13 protein-coding genes are annotated in these 14,733 nt (G+C 71.0%); 10 read left to right on the top strand and 3 right to left on the bottom strand.

Annotated elements, in window-relative coordinates:
• The 10 genes from GXP76_RS27090 to GXP76_RS27045 all read left to right on the top strand — a co-directional run.
• Positions 1-513, top strand: a 513-nt coding sequence (locus GXP76_RS27090) for a YjfA family protein (protein WP_242574236.1), incomplete at its 5' end; no start/stop codon positions are given.
• A 290-nt stretch (positions 514-803) separates the two neighbouring features.
• Positions 804-1,793: a malate dehydrogenase gene (locus GXP76_RS27085; protein WP_078075454.1), complete on the top strand. Its 990-nt coding sequence runs from the start codon at positions 804-806 to the stop codon at positions 1,791-1,793.
• A 162-nt stretch (positions 1,794-1,955) separates the two neighbouring features.
• Positions 1,956-3,152, top strand: coding sequence for a DUF5954 family protein (locus tag GXP76_RS27080; RefSeq protein WP_242574235.1), 1,197 nt, complete (start codon positions 1,956-1,958; stop codon positions 3,150-3,152).
• A 301-nt stretch (positions 3,153-3,453) separates the two neighbouring features.
• Positions 3,454-3,942, top strand: a complete 489-nt coding sequence (locus GXP76_RS27075) for a phospholipase (RefSeq protein WP_242574234.1) — start codon at positions 3,454-3,456, stop codon at positions 3,940-3,942.
• 227 nt (positions 3,943-4,169) lie between these two features.
• Positions 4,170-5,678 (top strand): aldehyde dehydrogenase family protein, encoded by a 1,509-nt coding sequence (locus GXP76_RS27070; protein ID WP_242574233.1) that lies wholly within the window; start codon positions 4,170-4,172, stop codon positions 5,676-5,678.
• 120 nt (positions 5,679-5,798) lie between these two features.
• Complete coding sequence (locus tag GXP76_RS27065; RefSeq protein ID WP_242574232.1) at positions 5,799-7,406, top strand: GMC family oxidoreductase; 1,608 nt, start codon at positions 5,799-5,801, stop codon at positions 7,404-7,406.
• Positions 7,406-8,470 carry a glycine betaine/L-proline ABC transporter ATP-binding protein gene (locus GXP76_RS27060; RefSeq protein WP_242574231.1) on the top strand — a complete coding sequence of 355 codons (1,065 nt, stop codon included), beginning with the start codon at positions 7,406-7,408 and terminating at the stop codon, positions 8,468-8,470. Before GXP76_RS27065 ends, GXP76_RS27060 begins: the two co-directional genes overlap by 1 nt.
• The gene (locus GXP76_RS27055) at positions 8,467-10,518 is read left to right on the top strand and encodes a proline/glycine betaine ABC transporter permease (RefSeq protein ID WP_242574230.1); all 2,052 of its coding nucleotides are present in this window, start codon (positions 8,467-8,469) and stop codon (positions 10,516-10,518) included. Before GXP76_RS27060 ends, GXP76_RS27055 begins: the two co-directional genes overlap by 4 nt.
• 85 nt (positions 10,519-10,603) lie before the next feature.
• Positions 10,604-11,560 (top strand): glycine betaine ABC transporter substrate-binding protein, encoded by a 957-nt coding sequence (locus tag GXP76_RS27050; protein WP_374362725.1) that lies wholly within the window; start codon positions 10,604-10,606, stop codon positions 11,558-11,560.
• A 122-nt stretch (positions 11,561-11,682) separates the two neighbouring features.
• The gene (locus tag GXP76_RS27045) at positions 11,683-12,039 is read left to right on the top strand and encodes a hypothetical protein (protein WP_242574229.1); all 357 of its coding nucleotides are present in this window, start codon (positions 11,683-11,685) and stop codon (positions 12,037-12,039) included.
• Positions 12,040-12,078: 39 nt separating this feature from the next.
• On the opposite strand, the gene GXP76_RS27040 is transcribed toward GXP76_RS27045, so the two are convergent.
• The 3 genes from GXP76_RS27040 to GXP76_RS27030 all read right to left on the bottom strand — a co-directional run.
• A complete protein-coding gene (locus tag GXP76_RS27040; RefSeq protein WP_242574228.1) occupies positions 12,079-13,128 on the bottom strand; it encodes a LacI family DNA-binding transcriptional regulator in 1,050 nt (349 codons plus the stop codon).
• 63 nt (positions 13,129-13,191) lie between these two features.
• A complete protein-coding gene (locus GXP76_RS27035; protein WP_242574227.1) occupies positions 13,192-13,770 on the bottom strand; it encodes a DUF305 domain-containing protein in 579 nt (192 codons plus the stop codon).
• A gap of 94 nt (positions 13,771-13,864) precedes the next feature.
• A partial coding sequence (locus tag GXP76_RS27030; protein ID WP_242574226.1) for a DUF1996 domain-containing protein occupies positions 13,865-14,733 on the bottom strand: 869 nt, incomplete at its 5' end.

Here is a 14,733-nt window from a genome sequence, read left to right as displayed (position 1 = left end):
GGGCGCGGCAAGCGCCGGGCGACGATTTTCGTGGCGGCTCTCGTCGGCGCGGCGCTGGTGCTCACCGGGGCCTTCCTGCTGACCGACCTCGGCGGAGGCGGCGAGAAGAAGCCGGTCGCCCAGTCCCCGTCGGCGAAGCCGACCACGAGCGCGCCCGAACTGCCCGCCGGAGTGAAGTGCGCGGGTGACGACTGTACGGGCGAGGACCCCGAACTCATGGGCTGCGGAGGCGAGTTCGCCGAGACGGCGACGACCGCGACGGTCGGCACGGCGGTCGTCGAGGTCCGCTACAGCGAGACGTGCGGGGTGGCCTGGGCCCGCATCACCCAGGCGGCGCCCGGCGACACGATAGAGATAGCGGCCGACCAGGGCGAGGGCGAACCCCAGACGGGCACGGTCAACGCGGACAAGGACGCGTACACACCGATGGTCGCGGTGTCCACGGCCGAGGAGGCGAAGGCGTGCGCGACGCTCACGACGGGCGTGGAGGGCTGCACGACGGCGACCCAGTGAACGCGGTGCGGGCAACGTCCGGGGGTGGCCTCGTCCGTGAGGAGTCACGTTCGCGGCAAGGAGGGCTCCGATGGCGGCGGGCAGGTTCGCAGGGCCGGCGAAGGTGCGTGTCGCCGGCGGCGGGCGTACCGTTCCGCCCCGTCGCGCCCCGCGCCCTCCCCGTCGGATAGCCTGACCGGCGGTTGTCTCTTCACGTCAAGACAAGATTCACCCGCCGTCGGAGAGATGGCCCGCACCAGGGGCACGGCCCCTGCCGCCCGCCGTTCCACCGCTGTCTAACGGAGACCGCCATGACCCGCACTCCCGTGAATGTCACCGTCACCGGCGCAGCCGGCCAGATCGGTTACGCGCTGCTCTTCCGCATCGCCTCCGGCCAACTGCTCGGCGCGGACGTGCCGGTCAGCCTGCGTCTGCTGGAGATCCCGCAGGGCCTGAAGGCCGCCGAGGGCACCGCCATGGAGCTCGACGACTGCGCCTTCCCGCTGCTCCGCGGCATCGAGATCACCGACGACGCCAACGCCGCGTTCTCCGGCGCCAACGTCGCGCTGCTCGTCGGCGCCCGCCCCCGTACCAAGGGCATGGAGCGCGGCGACCTGCTCTCCGCCAACGGCGGCATCTTCAAGCCGCAGGGCAAGGCCATCAACGACAACGCCGCGGACGACATCAAGGTCCTCGTCGTCGGCAACCCGGCCAACACCAACGCCCTCATCGCCCAGGCGGCGGCCCCGGACGTACCGGCCGAGCGCTTCACCGCGATGACGCGGCTCGACCACAACCGCGCGATCTCGCAGCTCGCCGCGAAGACCGGCGCGCAGGTCACGGACATCAAGCGGCTCACGATCTGGGGCAACCACTCGGCCACCCAGTACCCGGACATCTTCCACGCGGAGATCGCCGGCAAGAACGCCGCCGAGACGGTCAACGACGAGCAGTGGCTGGCCGACACCTTCATCCCGACTGTCGCCAAGCGCGGCGCGGCGATCATCGAGGCGCGCGGCGCGTCCTCGGCGGCCTCGGCCGCCAACGCCGCCATCGACCACGTCCACACGTGGATCAACGGCACCCCCGAGGGCGACTGGACCTCCATGGGCATCCCGTCGGACGGCTCGTACGGCGTCCCGGAGGGCATCATCTCGTCGTTCCCCGTCACCACGAAGAACGGCGCGTACGAGATCGTCCAGGGCCTGGACATCAACGACTTCTCCCGCGCGCGCATCGACGCGTCGGTGAAGGAGCTCACGGAGGAGCGCGACGCGGTCCGCGAGCTCGGCCTTCTCTGACCCGTAGGCGTACGCAGTCGGCTGTACGAAGCTCCCGGCGGCCTCCCCGGCCGCCGGGAGCTTCGTCGTGCCACGCGGGGCCGGGGCAACCCCCGTACACCCGCCGGGTGTTGATTTCCGATTCGGCACCACCGGCGGGAACCCTTCGAGCACACTGAGTGCATGAACGCATACGGAGAGGGGTTGCCCGCGTACCGGACCATCCGCATGACGGTGCAGGAGGGTCCCATCGCGGCATTCGCCGACGAGGAGGCGTGGCGGGCGCGGGAGCGGTATCCCACGATCGTCGGCATGGGGCTGCCGGTCTTCGTCGCCGCGACGGAGTCGGAGCGCGGCGGCTGGGAGATCCTCGGCTCCGCCGGGGACACGCCGCAGTCGGTCCGTGACTCCCTCGGCTCGCACTTCCGCAGGCTGGCCAAGGAGGCCGCCGAGGCCGGGCGCGCGGGGGACCGCAAGAAGTACCGCGCGGCGTACGAGAAGCTCGACCGGGTCGCGGTCGACGAGTTGCGGGTGCTCGGCACCCGGTACCGCGTGGTGCGGGTGGAGCAGTTCATCCGGCTGGGTCCGGACGGGCCCGAGCCGCCGAGGCCGTCGGACCCGGACCCGGGAGAGGTGGGGGAGGCGCACCGCCTGCCCAGCCGGATCAAGGGGTTCGTCATCGATCCGTACATCGGCACGGGGATGGCGGAGGGGCTGCTCAAGTTCGACCTGATGCAGTTCGTGCTGAAGGCCGGGACCGCGCCGCCCGAGGTGCGCGGCGATTCGCTGCGGGCCGTCGAGACGCATCCGGGCGGCGTGCTGCTCCCGGCGGAGTTCGCGATCGCGGAGTGCGGCGGGGACGGGCAGTGGAAGCCGCACTCGGGCGCGGCGCCGAGCCCGCAGGCCGCGCGGGACCGGCTGGCGGTGGACTTCCGCGTCATGACGCCCATTCAGCAGCGGCTGAGCGAGGCGGAGCGCGAGGAGTACGCGCGGGCGGCGGACCGGCTGGACGAGAAGCGGGGGGCCGGCATCGCGGTGGCCGGGCGGCGGTACCGGGTGGCGCGGGTGGAGCAGTTGGTACGGATCGGGCCCGACGGACCCGAGGGGCCGAGGCCGTCGGACTTCGACCCGGATCCGCCGATCGAGGCGCACACGAAGCAACTGCGCGAGCAGGGCCTGCTGGACGACGAGGACGTGTCCCTCGAACTGAACGAGGAAGTGCGGGAGATCAAGCGGCTGATGGAGAAGGAGGAGGCGCGGCGGGCCGCGTGGAAGCTGCGGCGGCAGCAGAGGAAGCAGGCCGCGAGGTCGTCCGGTCCGGACCGGCGGACGGACCCGGGGTCGGACCCGGACACGGCGCCGGAGTCGGACACCCCCTAGTGCCCGGCCCCGCGTACGGTCCCCGTCCGGCGATATCAGTGGAAACCGGCCACCGGTCGGGTACCGGCGAGTAGGGGTACGTGCCCGTCGCACACCAAGTTGCGGCAAATGTCGACGAGTTGGGCCCCTGTTTTCCAGTTGTTTCGTCATGAGCATGGTTACATCGAGCCGCTTCTGGGGGACCATTCCCGCGTCGGTCATCGCGCGTAGACCCGTGCGGCGACCGCGCCGCTCGCTCTGAGGGAAGCTCCGTGTCACCGGACGCGGAGCGCCAACCTGTCTCCCCACCGGAGGTTTCGAAATGCGCCGACGTCTGGCGATGCCGCTCGCCGCACTTGCCCTCGCTCTCCCCGCCACCCTGATGTCGGCGAGCTCCGCCGCCGCCGCACCGGCCGACAAGCCGCAGGTGCTCAGCAGTTGGACGCAGACCAGCGCCGCCAGCTACAACTCGTGGGTCTCCGCGCGGGGCAACCAGGGCGCCTGGTCCGCGTACGGCTTCGACTGGTCCACGGACTACTGCTCGTCCTCGCCGGACAACCCCTTCGGCTTCCCGTTCCAGACGTCCTGCGCGCGCCACGACTTCGGCTACCGCAACTACAAGGCGGCCGGCACCTTCAGTGCCAACAAGGCGCGGCTGGACAACGCGTTCTACTCGGACCTGAAGCGCGTCTGCGCCGGCTACTCGGGCGCGACGAAGGCCTCGTGCGACGGTACGGCGTGGACGTACTACCAGGCGGTCAGCATCTTCGGCCGCTCCGCGGCGGTCGACGGCACCAAGTCGGTCGTCTGACCGACCTCGCGGCGGCCTGAGCCGCCGTGACCCGATACTCGAAGACCCCTCGCTTCCCCCCGGCGAGGGGTCTTCGTGCCGCAATGGGCCGTGAGAGCGCGGATGTCAGTGACCCTGAACACTTTCGGTCATCGAACACGCATGCTTTCTCCATCCCGGGGCAGGCGCCCAGATCGCCAGTTGTTGCTGGTGACGGTGCATATCGGGAATGGAAGGCCAAACGCGACGTGTCGGCACAACAGACCATCTTCGTGGACGGAAAGTGGCGCGAAGCCGCCTCCGGTGCCACTCGCGAGATCCTCGACCCCGCCGACGCCACCCCGTTCGCGGTGGTGTCCGAAGGCGGCGCCGAGGATGTCGACGCGGCAGTCGACGCCGCACGCGGGGCCTTCGACGGTGGTGCGGGGACCTGGCCGCGCACGCCCGTCACCGAGCGGGCCGCGTTGCTGCGCCGGGTCGCCGGGCTGCTGCGGCGCGACCGGGAGACGCTCGGGGCGCTGGAGAGCCGGGACGCGGGCAAGACCGTCGAGGAGGGACGGGTCGACGTCGACTGCGTCGCCGACGCCTTCGCCTACTTCGCCGACCTGGTGACCAACGAGAGCGGCGGCCGGGTCGTGGACGCCGGGTCCGACGACGTCCACAGCGTCGTCGTGCACGAACCCGTCGGTGTCTGCGCGCTCATCACCCCATGGAACTATCCGCTTCTCCAGGCGAGTTGGAAGATTGCCCCGGCACTGGCCGCGGGCAACACTTTTGTCGTCAAGCCGAGCGAGATCACCCCGCTCAGCACCGTCGCGCTGATCGACCTGCTCACCGAGGCCGGCCTGCCGCCGGGCGTCGCCAACCTCGTGACCGGCGCCGGAGACCCCGTCGGCGCCCGCATGGCCGAGCACCCCGGCGTGGACCTCGTGTCGTTCACCGGCGGACTGGCCAGCGGTACGAAGGTGATGCGGGCCGCCGCGCCCGGTGTGAAGAAGGTCGCGCTGGAGCTGGGCGGCAAGAACCCCAACGTCGTCTTCGCCGACTCCTGCGCCACCGACGAGGGCTTCGACACCGCCGTCGACCAGGCACTGAACGCCGCGTTCATCCACAGCGGCCAGGTCTGCTCCGCCGGTTCGCGCCTCATCGTCGAGGAGTCGCTGCGCGAGCGCTTCGTCGCCGAACTCGCCCGCCGTGCCGCGAGGATCCGGCTCGGCCGGGGCAGCGGCGAGGGCGTCGAGTGCGGACCGCTCGTATCGGCCGGGCAGTTGGCGAAGACCGAGGAGTACGTCGCGTCCGCCCTGGCCGACGGGGCCGTGCTGCGGGCCGGCGGCAAACGGCCCGAGCCGGGCGAACAGCGGCCCGCCGCCGGGTACTTCTACGAGCCGACCGTCCTCGACCAGTGCCACCGCGAGATGCGGGTCGTCTGCGAGGAGGTCTTCGGTCCCGTACTGACCGTCGAGACCTTCCGTACGGAGGACGAGGCCGTCGCGCTCGCCAACGACACCGAGTACGGGCTGGCCGGCGGCGTCTGGACGGCCGACCCCGGCCGCGCGCGGCGCGTCGCCGGACGGCTGCGGCACGGCACCGTCTGGATCAACGACTTCCACCCCTATCTGCCGCAGGCCGAGTGGGGCGGCTTCGGCAAGTCCGGCATCGGGCGCGAGCTGGGGCCCTCGGGCCTCGCCGAGTACCGCGAGGCCAAGCACATCTACCAGAACCTCGCGCCACGGCCCGTGCGCTGGTTCGCCGGCTGACCGGCCGGCGCGAGGGCCCGCCGACCGGCGTACGGGGGAGCCTCAGCACGCCTCGGCCCCTCACGCCCCATCACGCGCAAGAACCTTGAAGCACCCTAGGAAGTGGAGTAGACGACACCCATGGCCGAACACGACGCCGCATACGACTACGTCGTCGTCGGTGGCGGTACCGCGGGATCGGTGATCGCCTCCCGCCTCACCGAGGACCCCGACGTCACCGTCGCCGTCATCGAGGGAGGGCCGTCCGACATCGACCGGCCCGACGTGCTGACGCTCCGCCGCTGGATGGGGCTGCTCGGCGGCGAGCTGGACTACGACTACCCGACGACCGAACAGCCGCGCGGCAACTCCCACATCCGGCACAGCCGGGCCAGGGTCCTCGGCGGCTGCTCCTCGCACAACACCCTGATCGCCTTCCGGCCGCTGCCGTCCGACTGGGACGAGTGGGCCGCCGCCGGGGCCGAGGGCTGGGACGCGGCGTCCATGGAGCCGTACTTCGGGCGGCTGCGCAACAACATCGTGCCGGTGGACGAACGGGACCGTAACCCCATCGCCCGCGACTTCGTCGACTCCGCCCGGTCGGCGCTCGGCGTCCCGCGTGTGGAGGGCTTCAACAAGAAGCCCTTCCACGAAGGCGCCGGCTTCTTCGACCTCGCCTACCACCCCGAGGACAACAAGCGGTCGTCCGCCTCGGTGGCGTACCTCCACCCGTTCCTGGACCGGCCCAACCTCCGGCTGCTGCTGGAGACCTGGGCGTACCGGCTGGAGTTCGACGGCACACACGCGACAGGCGTACGCGTACGGGCTGCGGACGGCACCGAGTCGTACGTGCGCGCCCGGCGCGAAGTCCTCGTCTGCGCCGGCGCCGTCGACACACCCCGGCTGCTCCTGCACTCCGGCATCGGCCCGCGCGCCGACCTGGAAGCCCTCGGCATGCCCGTCGCCCACGATCTGCCGGGCGTCGGCGAGAACCTCCTCGACCACCCCGAGTCGGTCATCGTCTGGGAGACGGACGGGCCGATCCCCGAGAACTCGGCGATGGACTCCGACGCGGGCCTCTTCGTCCGGCGCGACCCGGACCACGAAGGCCCGGACCTGATGTTCCACTTCTACCAGATCCCGTTCACGGACAATCCCGAGCGCCTGGGGTACGAACGCCCCGCGCACGGCGTCTCGATGACGCCCAACATCCCCAAACCCCGCAGCCGCGGCCGCCTCTTCCTCACCAGCGCCGACCCCGAGGTCAAACCGGCCCTGGACTTCCGCTACTTCACCGACGAGGACGACTACGACGGCCGCACCCTCGTGGACGGCATCCGGATCGCCCGGCAGGTCGCCGCCGCCGAACCGCTCGCCAACTGGCTGACCCGCGAGGTCTGTCCGGGCCCGGACATCACCTCCGACGACGAGCTGAGCGAGTACGCCCGCAAGTGCGCCCACACGGTCTACCACCCGGCCGGCACCTGCCGGATGGGCGCCGCCGACGACGAACAGGCCGTGGTGGGACCGGATCTGACAATTCGTGGCCTCACCGGGATCCGGATCGCCGACGCGTCCGTCTTCCCCACCATGCCGGCCGTCAACCCGATGATCGGCGTCCTCATGGTCGGGGAGAAGTGCGCCGAACTGCTCACAGCGGCAGCCGCCGGGGCGCTCACCACGACACCCACGACCGACGACACAGCGGGACCAGCCGCTGACACAACCGCACCGGGAGGTGATGCGTGATGACCGCCACCGAACCGGTCTTCTCCGTACGCGATCTGTGGAAGGTCTTCGGACCGAAGGCCGAACGGATACCGGGCAACAAGGAGTACGCGGCGCTGTCCGCCGAGGAGCTGAGGGCACGGACCGGCTGCACCGCCGCCGTCCGCGACGTCTCCTTCGACGTCCGCAAGGGCGAGGTCTTCGTCGTCATGGGCCTCTCCGGCTCGGGCAAGTCGACCCTCGTACGCTGTCTGACCCGGCTCATCGAGCCGACCAGCGGGCGGCTGTCCATGGACGGCGAGGACGTCATCGCCATGGACAAGACCCGGCTGCGTGAACTGCGCAGGCACCGCGCCGCGATGGTCTTCCAGCACTTCGGTCTGCTGCCGCACCGCTCCGTCCTCGACAACGTCGCCTACGGCCTCGAAATCCAGGGCGTGAGCCGCCCCGAGCGGCGCGCCAGGGCGGCGGACATCGTCGGCAAGGTCGGCCTCGAAGGACTGGAGGACCGGCGCCCCGGCCAGCTCTCCGGTGGCCAGCAGCAGCGCGTCGGGCTCGCCCGCGCACTCGCCGTGGACCCCCAGGTGCTGCTGTTCGACGAGCCGTTCAGCGCGCTCGACCCGCTGATCCGCCGCGACATGCAGGAAGAGGTCATCCGGCTGCACCGTGAGGAGGGCCGCACGATGGTCTTCATCACACACGACCTCAGCGAGGCACTGCGCCTCGGCGACCGCATCGCGCTGATGCGCGACGGCGGGATCGTGCAGCTCGGCACCCCCGAGGAGATCGTCGCCAACCCGGCCGACGACTACGTACGCGACTTCGTCCGCGACGTCCCGCGCGAACAGGTCATCTCCGTACGCCGCGCCATGCGCCCCGCGCGCGACGGCGAGGGCGAGTCCGGTGTCGCCCTGAAGCCCGACACCCTCGTCTCGGACGCGATCGAGGCCGTCGCCCGCAGCGGCTCGTCCTGCCGGGTCGTGGAGAACGGCCGGACGCTCGGCGTCGTCGGTTACGAGGAACTGCTGGCCGTCGTCGCGGGACTGGACGACGAGGCGGAACCCAAGGAGGTGGCGGCGGTATGAGCGCCGCTCCCAATCCGGTGTTCCAGAAGACCGGCCAGGGCACACGCGACGCGGGCGCCGTGGACGACGTACGCACGGCGAAGACCGGCGCCTCCGACGGCGCAGCGCCCGGCCCGTGGGCCCGTCTCGTCGGCAACCCCCGCGCGATGCTCCTCGTCGCCGCCGTCCTCGTCGCGATCGTCAGCGCCGCCGTCACCGGCAGCGGTGCCTGGCCGGCCGGCCTGACCGTCGACGTACGCTCGCCCCTCGACGACCTCAACCGCTGGCTCGTCGACAACCGCACCACCCACCCCCTCTTCCTCTACTTCCTCCTGCACATCAGCAACACCGCCGAAAGCTCCGTCGACGGGGTGTTCAGCGTCCTGGAGAGCCTCGGCTTCATCGGCGTGACCGTCGCAGCCGTCCTCATCGCCTGGTACGCGGGCGGCGCCGGCCTGCGCCGCCGCGCGCTGCGCACCGCCGCCACCGCGTTCGCCACCTTCGCGGTGATCGGGCTGCTCGGCATGTGGGAACCGGCGATGGAGACGCTGGCCCTGATGGTCGTCGCCGTCACCGTCTCCGCGATCGTCGGCGCGCTGCTCGGGCTCGCGGCCGGTCTCTCCGACCGCTGCCAGCGCGTCCTGCGGCCGGTGTTCGACACCATGCAGGTGCTGCCCGCCTTCTCGTACCTGCTGCCGTTCGTGCTGCTCTTCGACATCGGCATCCCGTCGGTGTTCGTCGCGACCGTCATCTACGCGGCCCCGCCGATGGCCCGGCTCACCGCGCTCGGGCTGCGCGGCGCGGACGCCGCCGCACTGGAGGCGTCCGCCTCGCTCGGTGCCAGTTCCTGGCAGCGGCTGGTGACGGCACGGCTGCCGCTCGCCCGCAAACAGATGCTCCTCGGCCTCAACCAGACGATCATGATGTGTCTGTCGATGGTCGTCCTCGCGTCGATGATCGGCGCCGGCGGACTCGGCGACGAGATCTTCACGGCGCTGTCCACCGTCGACGTCGGGCTCGCGCTGCCCGCCGGAATCGCCGTCGTCCTGCTGGCGATCTGGCTGGACCGTACGACGGCGGCGGCCGGCGAACAACTCGAAGACCCCGCCGCCGGGCGCCCCGCCAAGTGGTGGGTCCTGTGGCCGGGCATCGTGGCCGCCGTCGCCGGCGGAGCGGTGCTCGGCGCCGTACTCGGCCGCAAGGAGTGGCCCGAGGCCTGGACCGTCGCGATCAGCCAGCCCGTCAACACCGTCGTCGACTGGATCGAGCGCGAACTCGGCTCCGGCGTACCGGTGCTGGGCGGCACCCTCACCTGGTCCGAAGGCTTCGCGAACTGGGTCATCAACCCGGTGCGCGACGCGCTGCTGGCCACGCCCTGGTGGGCGCTGCTCCTCGTCGCCGGTGTCCTGGCGCTGCGCACCGGCTGGCGCGCCGTCGTCACGGTGGTGCTGTCGCTGGCCGCGATCGGCGCGATGGGGCTCTGGGACCGCTCGCTCGACACGCTCTCGCAGGTCCTCGCCGCGCTCGTGGTGACGCTGCTGCTCGGCTTCGCCATCGGCATCCTCGCGGCGCGCGTCGCACGGGTCGAGCGGGTGATCAGGCCGGTGCTCGACATCATGCAGACGATGCCGCAGTTCATCTATCTGATCCCGGTGATCGCGCTGTTCAGCGGCGGCCGTACGGCGGCCGTCGCCGCGGCCGTCGTCTACGCGCTGCCCGCCGTCGTACGCATCACGACCCAGGGAATCCGGCAGATCGACCCCTCCGCACTGGAGGCGGCACGCTCACTGGGCGCCGGTACGGGGCAGCAACTGCGGCAGGTACAGCTGCCGCTCGCCCGGCCCGCACTCCAACTCGCCGTCAACCAGGGCGTGGTGCTGGTCCTGGCCATCGTCGTCATCGGCGGCATGATCGGCGGCGGCGCGCTCGGCGTCGACGTGGTGAGGGGCCTGGCCAAGGGCGATCTGGGCCTCGGTATGACGGCCGGTATCGCGATCGTGTGCCTGGGGCTGCTGCTGGACCGGATCTCACAGCCCAGCGCGGCGGCCAAGGAACGTGCCCTGGTGTGAACGCCACGGACAACGCCACCGAAGACACCCCCGCCGGTACTCCCGCCGGCACCACAACTGAAACCGCGACAGAAAGAACAACGACGTGACCCACAGCAAGCGGATACGCACCACCCTGGTCGCCGGAGCCGGCGCACTCGGCATGCTCGCGCTCAGCGCGTGCGCCGCCGAGACCGAACCGAAGTCGTCGTCCGACGAGATCACCCTGACCGTGCCCTCCTGGGTCGGCGCGCGCGCCAACGCCGAGGTCGCCAAGGTGATCATGGAGCAGGAGCTGGACGTGAAGGTCGAGCTCCAGCAGCTCGACGAGCCGGTCGCCTTCGACGCGCTCAACAACGGCAAGGCCGACGCGATCCTGGAGGACTGGGGCGGCTCCCCGAAGAAGGAGAAGCTCTACGTCGAGGACAAGAAGACCATCGTCAAGGGCGGCGACCTCGGGGTCGTCGGCCACATCGGATGGTTCGTCCCCAAGTACTACGCGGACGCCAACCCCGAGGTCACGGACGCGAAGAACCTCAACAAGTTCGTCAAGGACTTCAAGTCCGCGAACAGCGGCGACCAGGGCGAGTTCCTGGGCGCGGCGCCCTCGTACACGACGTACGACGAGCACCTCGTCAAGAACCTCAAGCTGGATCTCAAGATCAAGGAGACGGGCAACGAGGCCGCCCAGATCAAGGAGATCCAGCAGAAGTACCGGGACAAGGAGCCCTTCATCACCTACTGGTGGGACCCGCAGTGGCTCAACGCGGACATCGACCTGGTCGAGGTGAAGCTGCCCGCGTACGAGGAGGGCTGCAACGTCCCGGAGACGGCGACGGACTGCGCGTACGCCAACACCCCGCTCCAGAAGTACCTCAACGCGGACTTCGCGAAAAACGGCGGTGACGCCGCCGAGTTCATCAAGAACTTCAAGTGGACCACCGAGGCGCAGAACGAGGTCGCGAAGGCCATCGCGAAGGACAAGATGAGCGGCGCGGACGCGGCCGAGAAGTGGGTCAAGGCGAACAAGTCCACATGGGAGGCCTGGCTCCCCAAGAAGTAACCCGCCTGCCCCGCACGGACGGCCCGGAGCGCCCGACCGCTCCGGGCCGTCCGGCGTGTGCGAACCTCAGAACTGGCTCAACTCCCTTGAGACCGCGAGCCGGAGGCGGACAGTATCCGGAGATGAAGCTGTTCGGGCAGGACAAAGAGGAGTTCACCGTACTCGTCGTGCGCGAGGCCGATGAGGTCGCCGAGGCCGTGGACCACGCGCTGAGGACCGCCGGTCCCGAGGAGCGGCCGGGGCTGGAGCGGGCCGCCGCGCTGCTCGCCGCCGCCAGGGAGGCCACCGACGTTGAGCTGCGCGGGAACTGGGCGCGCCGGAAGATGGCCGAGGCGGGTGTGAAGGGGCGGGCCGACTCGGTACCCGCGGTGAAGGCGCTCCGCGAGGCCGAGCCGGGGCTGAGCCTCCTCCAGGCCGTACGGCTGTCGCAGGAGGCCGCCGCGCTGGAGGACGAGGAGCGCCACGGCCGAACCGCCTGACCGGCGACCGGAGCCGGGAGCGCGGCGCGCCGACGGGCGTTACGCGGACTCCCGCACCACCAGCGTCGGCGTGAAGATCATCGATGGCAGCGGACCGCCCGGCGCGGCGATCTGCTTCAGCAGCAGCCTGGCCATCTCCGCGGACATCTCCTCGACCGGCTGACGTACCGTCGTCAGCGCCGGATCGCAGGTCAGCGCCGCGTTGCTGTCGTCGAAGCCCACCACGGCCACGTCCTCGGGCACCTGCCTGCCCGCCCGGAGCAGTACCGGCATCGCGCCCAGCGCCATCAGGTCCGAGGCGATGAACACCCCGTCCAGATCCGGGTGTTCGGCCAGCAGACGACGCATCGCCGCCGCGCCGCCCGTGTGGGTGAAGTCGCCCTCCGCGACCGCCACGTCCTCGATCCCGTGCGTGGCCATCGCCGCCCGGAACCCGGCGAGCCGCTCCTGCCCCGCCGGCATGTCCTGCGGCCCCGCGACCGTACCGATCCTGCGCCGCCCCAGCCCCGCCAGATGCCCGGCCGCCAGCCGCGCGCCCGCAGCCTGGTCCGCCTCGACGTACGTGAGCGGCGACGGCTGTCCGGGCAGGCCCGCCAGCACGGCGGGCAGTCTCGTCTCGTGGACCAGCCGGGGCAGCGGATCCCCGGCGTGCGAGGAGATCAGGACGATGCCGTCGACATGGCCCTGGCGCAGATACGACAGCAACTGGTCGCGGGAAGCGGCGTCGTCCGCCAGCATCAGCACCATCTGGACACCGGCCGGCCGCAGCACGTCGAGCAGCCCGCCCACGACCCGGCCGAAGTACGGGTCGGAGAACATCCGGCCCACGAACGGCTCGGCCACCGGACGCCGTTCCTGCTCCGAGACGACCAGCGCGACCGAGTCGGTACGGCGGGTCACCAGGGAGCGCGCGGCGCGGTTCGGCACGTAGTGCGTGGTGGCGATGGCCTCCTCGACGACTCTGCGCAGCGCGGGATCCACCGTCGGCGCTCCGTTGATCACGCGCGACACCGTGGCACGCGAGACGCCTGCCACGGCGGCCACGTCCTCCAGGGTCGGGCGCGCGGGCGGGGAGGCGTCGGCAGTCATGCAGCCTTTATACCGGTTGGTACTCGGAGCCCGGACGGGGTCCCCGGGCGGCCGGTGGCGGCGCTACGCGGTGATGCGCTCCAGGCCGGCGAGTTCGCCCCGTCTCGCCTCGACCAGCGCGGCGGCGAGCTTCCTGGCCGCCGCCTCGCTGCCCGCGTCGACCTCGGAGCGGGACACGTGCGCGGACTGTTCCAGATGTTCGCGGATCTGGATCACGAAGACCTTCTCGAAGGCGGCGCCTTCGGCGGCACGCGCCTGAGTGAGATCGCCGGGCGTCACCATGCCCGGCATCTCGTGGCCCTCGTGCACATTCGTGGACGGGAGCCCCAGCTCCTTCAACAGCGCCCGCATACGGTCGAGTTCGGTACGGTGCCCGGCGGCCAGGTCCTTCGCCCAGCTCCGCAGACGGGGATCGGTGGAACGTTCGGCGGCCATCGTCAGGAGTTCGACCGCCCCCTCGTTCATGGGGGTCATGAGCTGGACCCACGCGGCGTCGGTGGCACCGGAGAGAGTGGCGACGGGGCTGGGGCGTACGGAAGCCGAAGCGGCGGACGGCTTCTTGTCGTCGGACGGGGTGGCGGAGCAGCCCGTCACCACCAGAAGGGCGAGGAGCGCCGCCGCCGTACCGCGTACCGCCTTCATGGAGAGTCCTTGGGTGGGGGAGGGGCGGGGGATCGGCAGACCCGCCGTCCGTCCGGGGCCGTGCGGCTCCGGACGGACGACGGGCGTGGTCCGGTCAGGAAGGCCGGCCGTCGGCACCGCACTTGATGATGGGACGGATGCAGTCACGTACGCGCCGCTCCATCTCCGCCGCGGGCCAGACGTTGAAGAAGTCGCCGTGCATCGTGTAGCCCCGGCCCGACGCGAGCTTGAGCCGCGCCGGATCGCCGTTGACCGGATACCTCAGCACCTGGCGGAGCTTCGGCACCGGGACCGGGTGGGTCGACGGGCAGGCGCCCGCCACCGGGTACGACATATGGCTCTTGTGGTCGGCCGAGTCGAGATCACGGCCGTTCCAGCACTGGGGGAAGTCCAGATACGACTCCAGCATCGCGCCCGCCGGGCAGTTGACGAAGTCGGTGGACGGATTGACCTCGCCGTGGTGCAGACACGACCAGCGCGCCCGCGTGTTGTCGTTGGGGCCGGTGGCCTTGGCGTTGCCCGCCACGATCCGCAGTCCGTACGGCAGCGGCTGCGTCTGGGCGATGATGTCGTCGCGTACGCCTTCACCCAGGTAGTAGAAGGTGGTGCCGGTCGGCTCCACCTCTCGCGTGCCGTCGTACAGGGTCGGGACCCAGTACGACGAGAGGTCCTCCTGCGGCGCGCACGTGGTGCGTCCGCGCGCCAGACTGTTGACGTCGGAGCGGGCGTTGGTCGTGTCGTTGCCGAAGAAGCTGTGCATGTGCGAGCCGCCGGGCAGTCCGGGGGCGACGATCGGGTCGTCCGGCAGGCGGTGGCTGTACGGACACTCGGCGAGGAACTCCGAGACGCGGACGACAGCCGCGCCCTTGGTGCCGGATCCGGCCTGCTCGGCCGCGACGGAGCCGGTGCTCGCACTGCTCATGTTGGCCTGGAGCAGGGAGGCGGTGAGCGCGACGAGGGCGA

This window comes from Streptomyces sp. NP-1717, from assembly GCF_022695985.1.
Lineage (GTDB): Bacteria > Actinomycetota > Actinomycetes > Streptomycetales > Streptomycetaceae > Streptomyces.
The sequence above is the reverse complement of the archived record's forward strand: the minus strand, read 5'-3'. Positions and strand labels throughout refer to the sequence as shown.

What these genes read in the sequence shown, in the direction of transcription:
- GXP76_RS27035 (WP_242574227.1), bottom strand. Translation starts at nt 13,770, where the DNA reads ATGAAGGCGGTACGCGGTACGGCGGCGGCGCTCCTCGCCCTTCTGGTG.
- GXP76_RS27055 (WP_242574230.1), top strand. Translation starts at nt 8,467, where the DNA reads ATGAGCGCCGCTCCCAATCCGGTGTTCCAGAAGACCGGCCAGGGCACA.
- GXP76_RS27075 (WP_242574234.1), top strand. Translation starts at nt 3,454, where the DNA reads ATGCGCCGACGTCTGGCGATGCCGCTCGCCGCACTTGCCCTCGCTCTC.
- GXP76_RS27080 (WP_242574235.1), top strand. Translation starts at nt 1,956, where the DNA reads ATGAACGCATACGGAGAGGGGTTGCCCGCGTACCGGACCATCCGCATG.
- GXP76_RS27065 (WP_242574232.1), top strand. Translation starts at nt 5,799, where the DNA reads ATGGCCGAACACGACGCCGCATACGACTACGTCGTCGTCGGTGGCGGT.
- GXP76_RS27085 (WP_078075454.1), top strand. Translation starts at nt 804, where the DNA reads ATGACCCGCACTCCCGTGAATGTCACCGTCACCGGCGCAGCCGGCCAG.
- GXP76_RS27045 (WP_242574229.1), top strand. Translation starts at nt 11,683, where the DNA reads ATGAAGCTGTTCGGGCAGGACAAAGAGGAGTTCACCGTACTCGTCGTG.
- GXP76_RS27060 (WP_242574231.1), top strand. Translation starts at nt 7,406, where the DNA reads ATGACCGCCACCGAACCGGTCTTCTCCGTACGCGATCTGTGGAAGGTC.
- GXP76_RS27040 (WP_242574228.1), bottom strand. Translation starts at nt 13,128, where the DNA reads ATGACTGCCGACGCCTCCCCGCCCGCGCGCCCGACCCTGGAGGACGTG.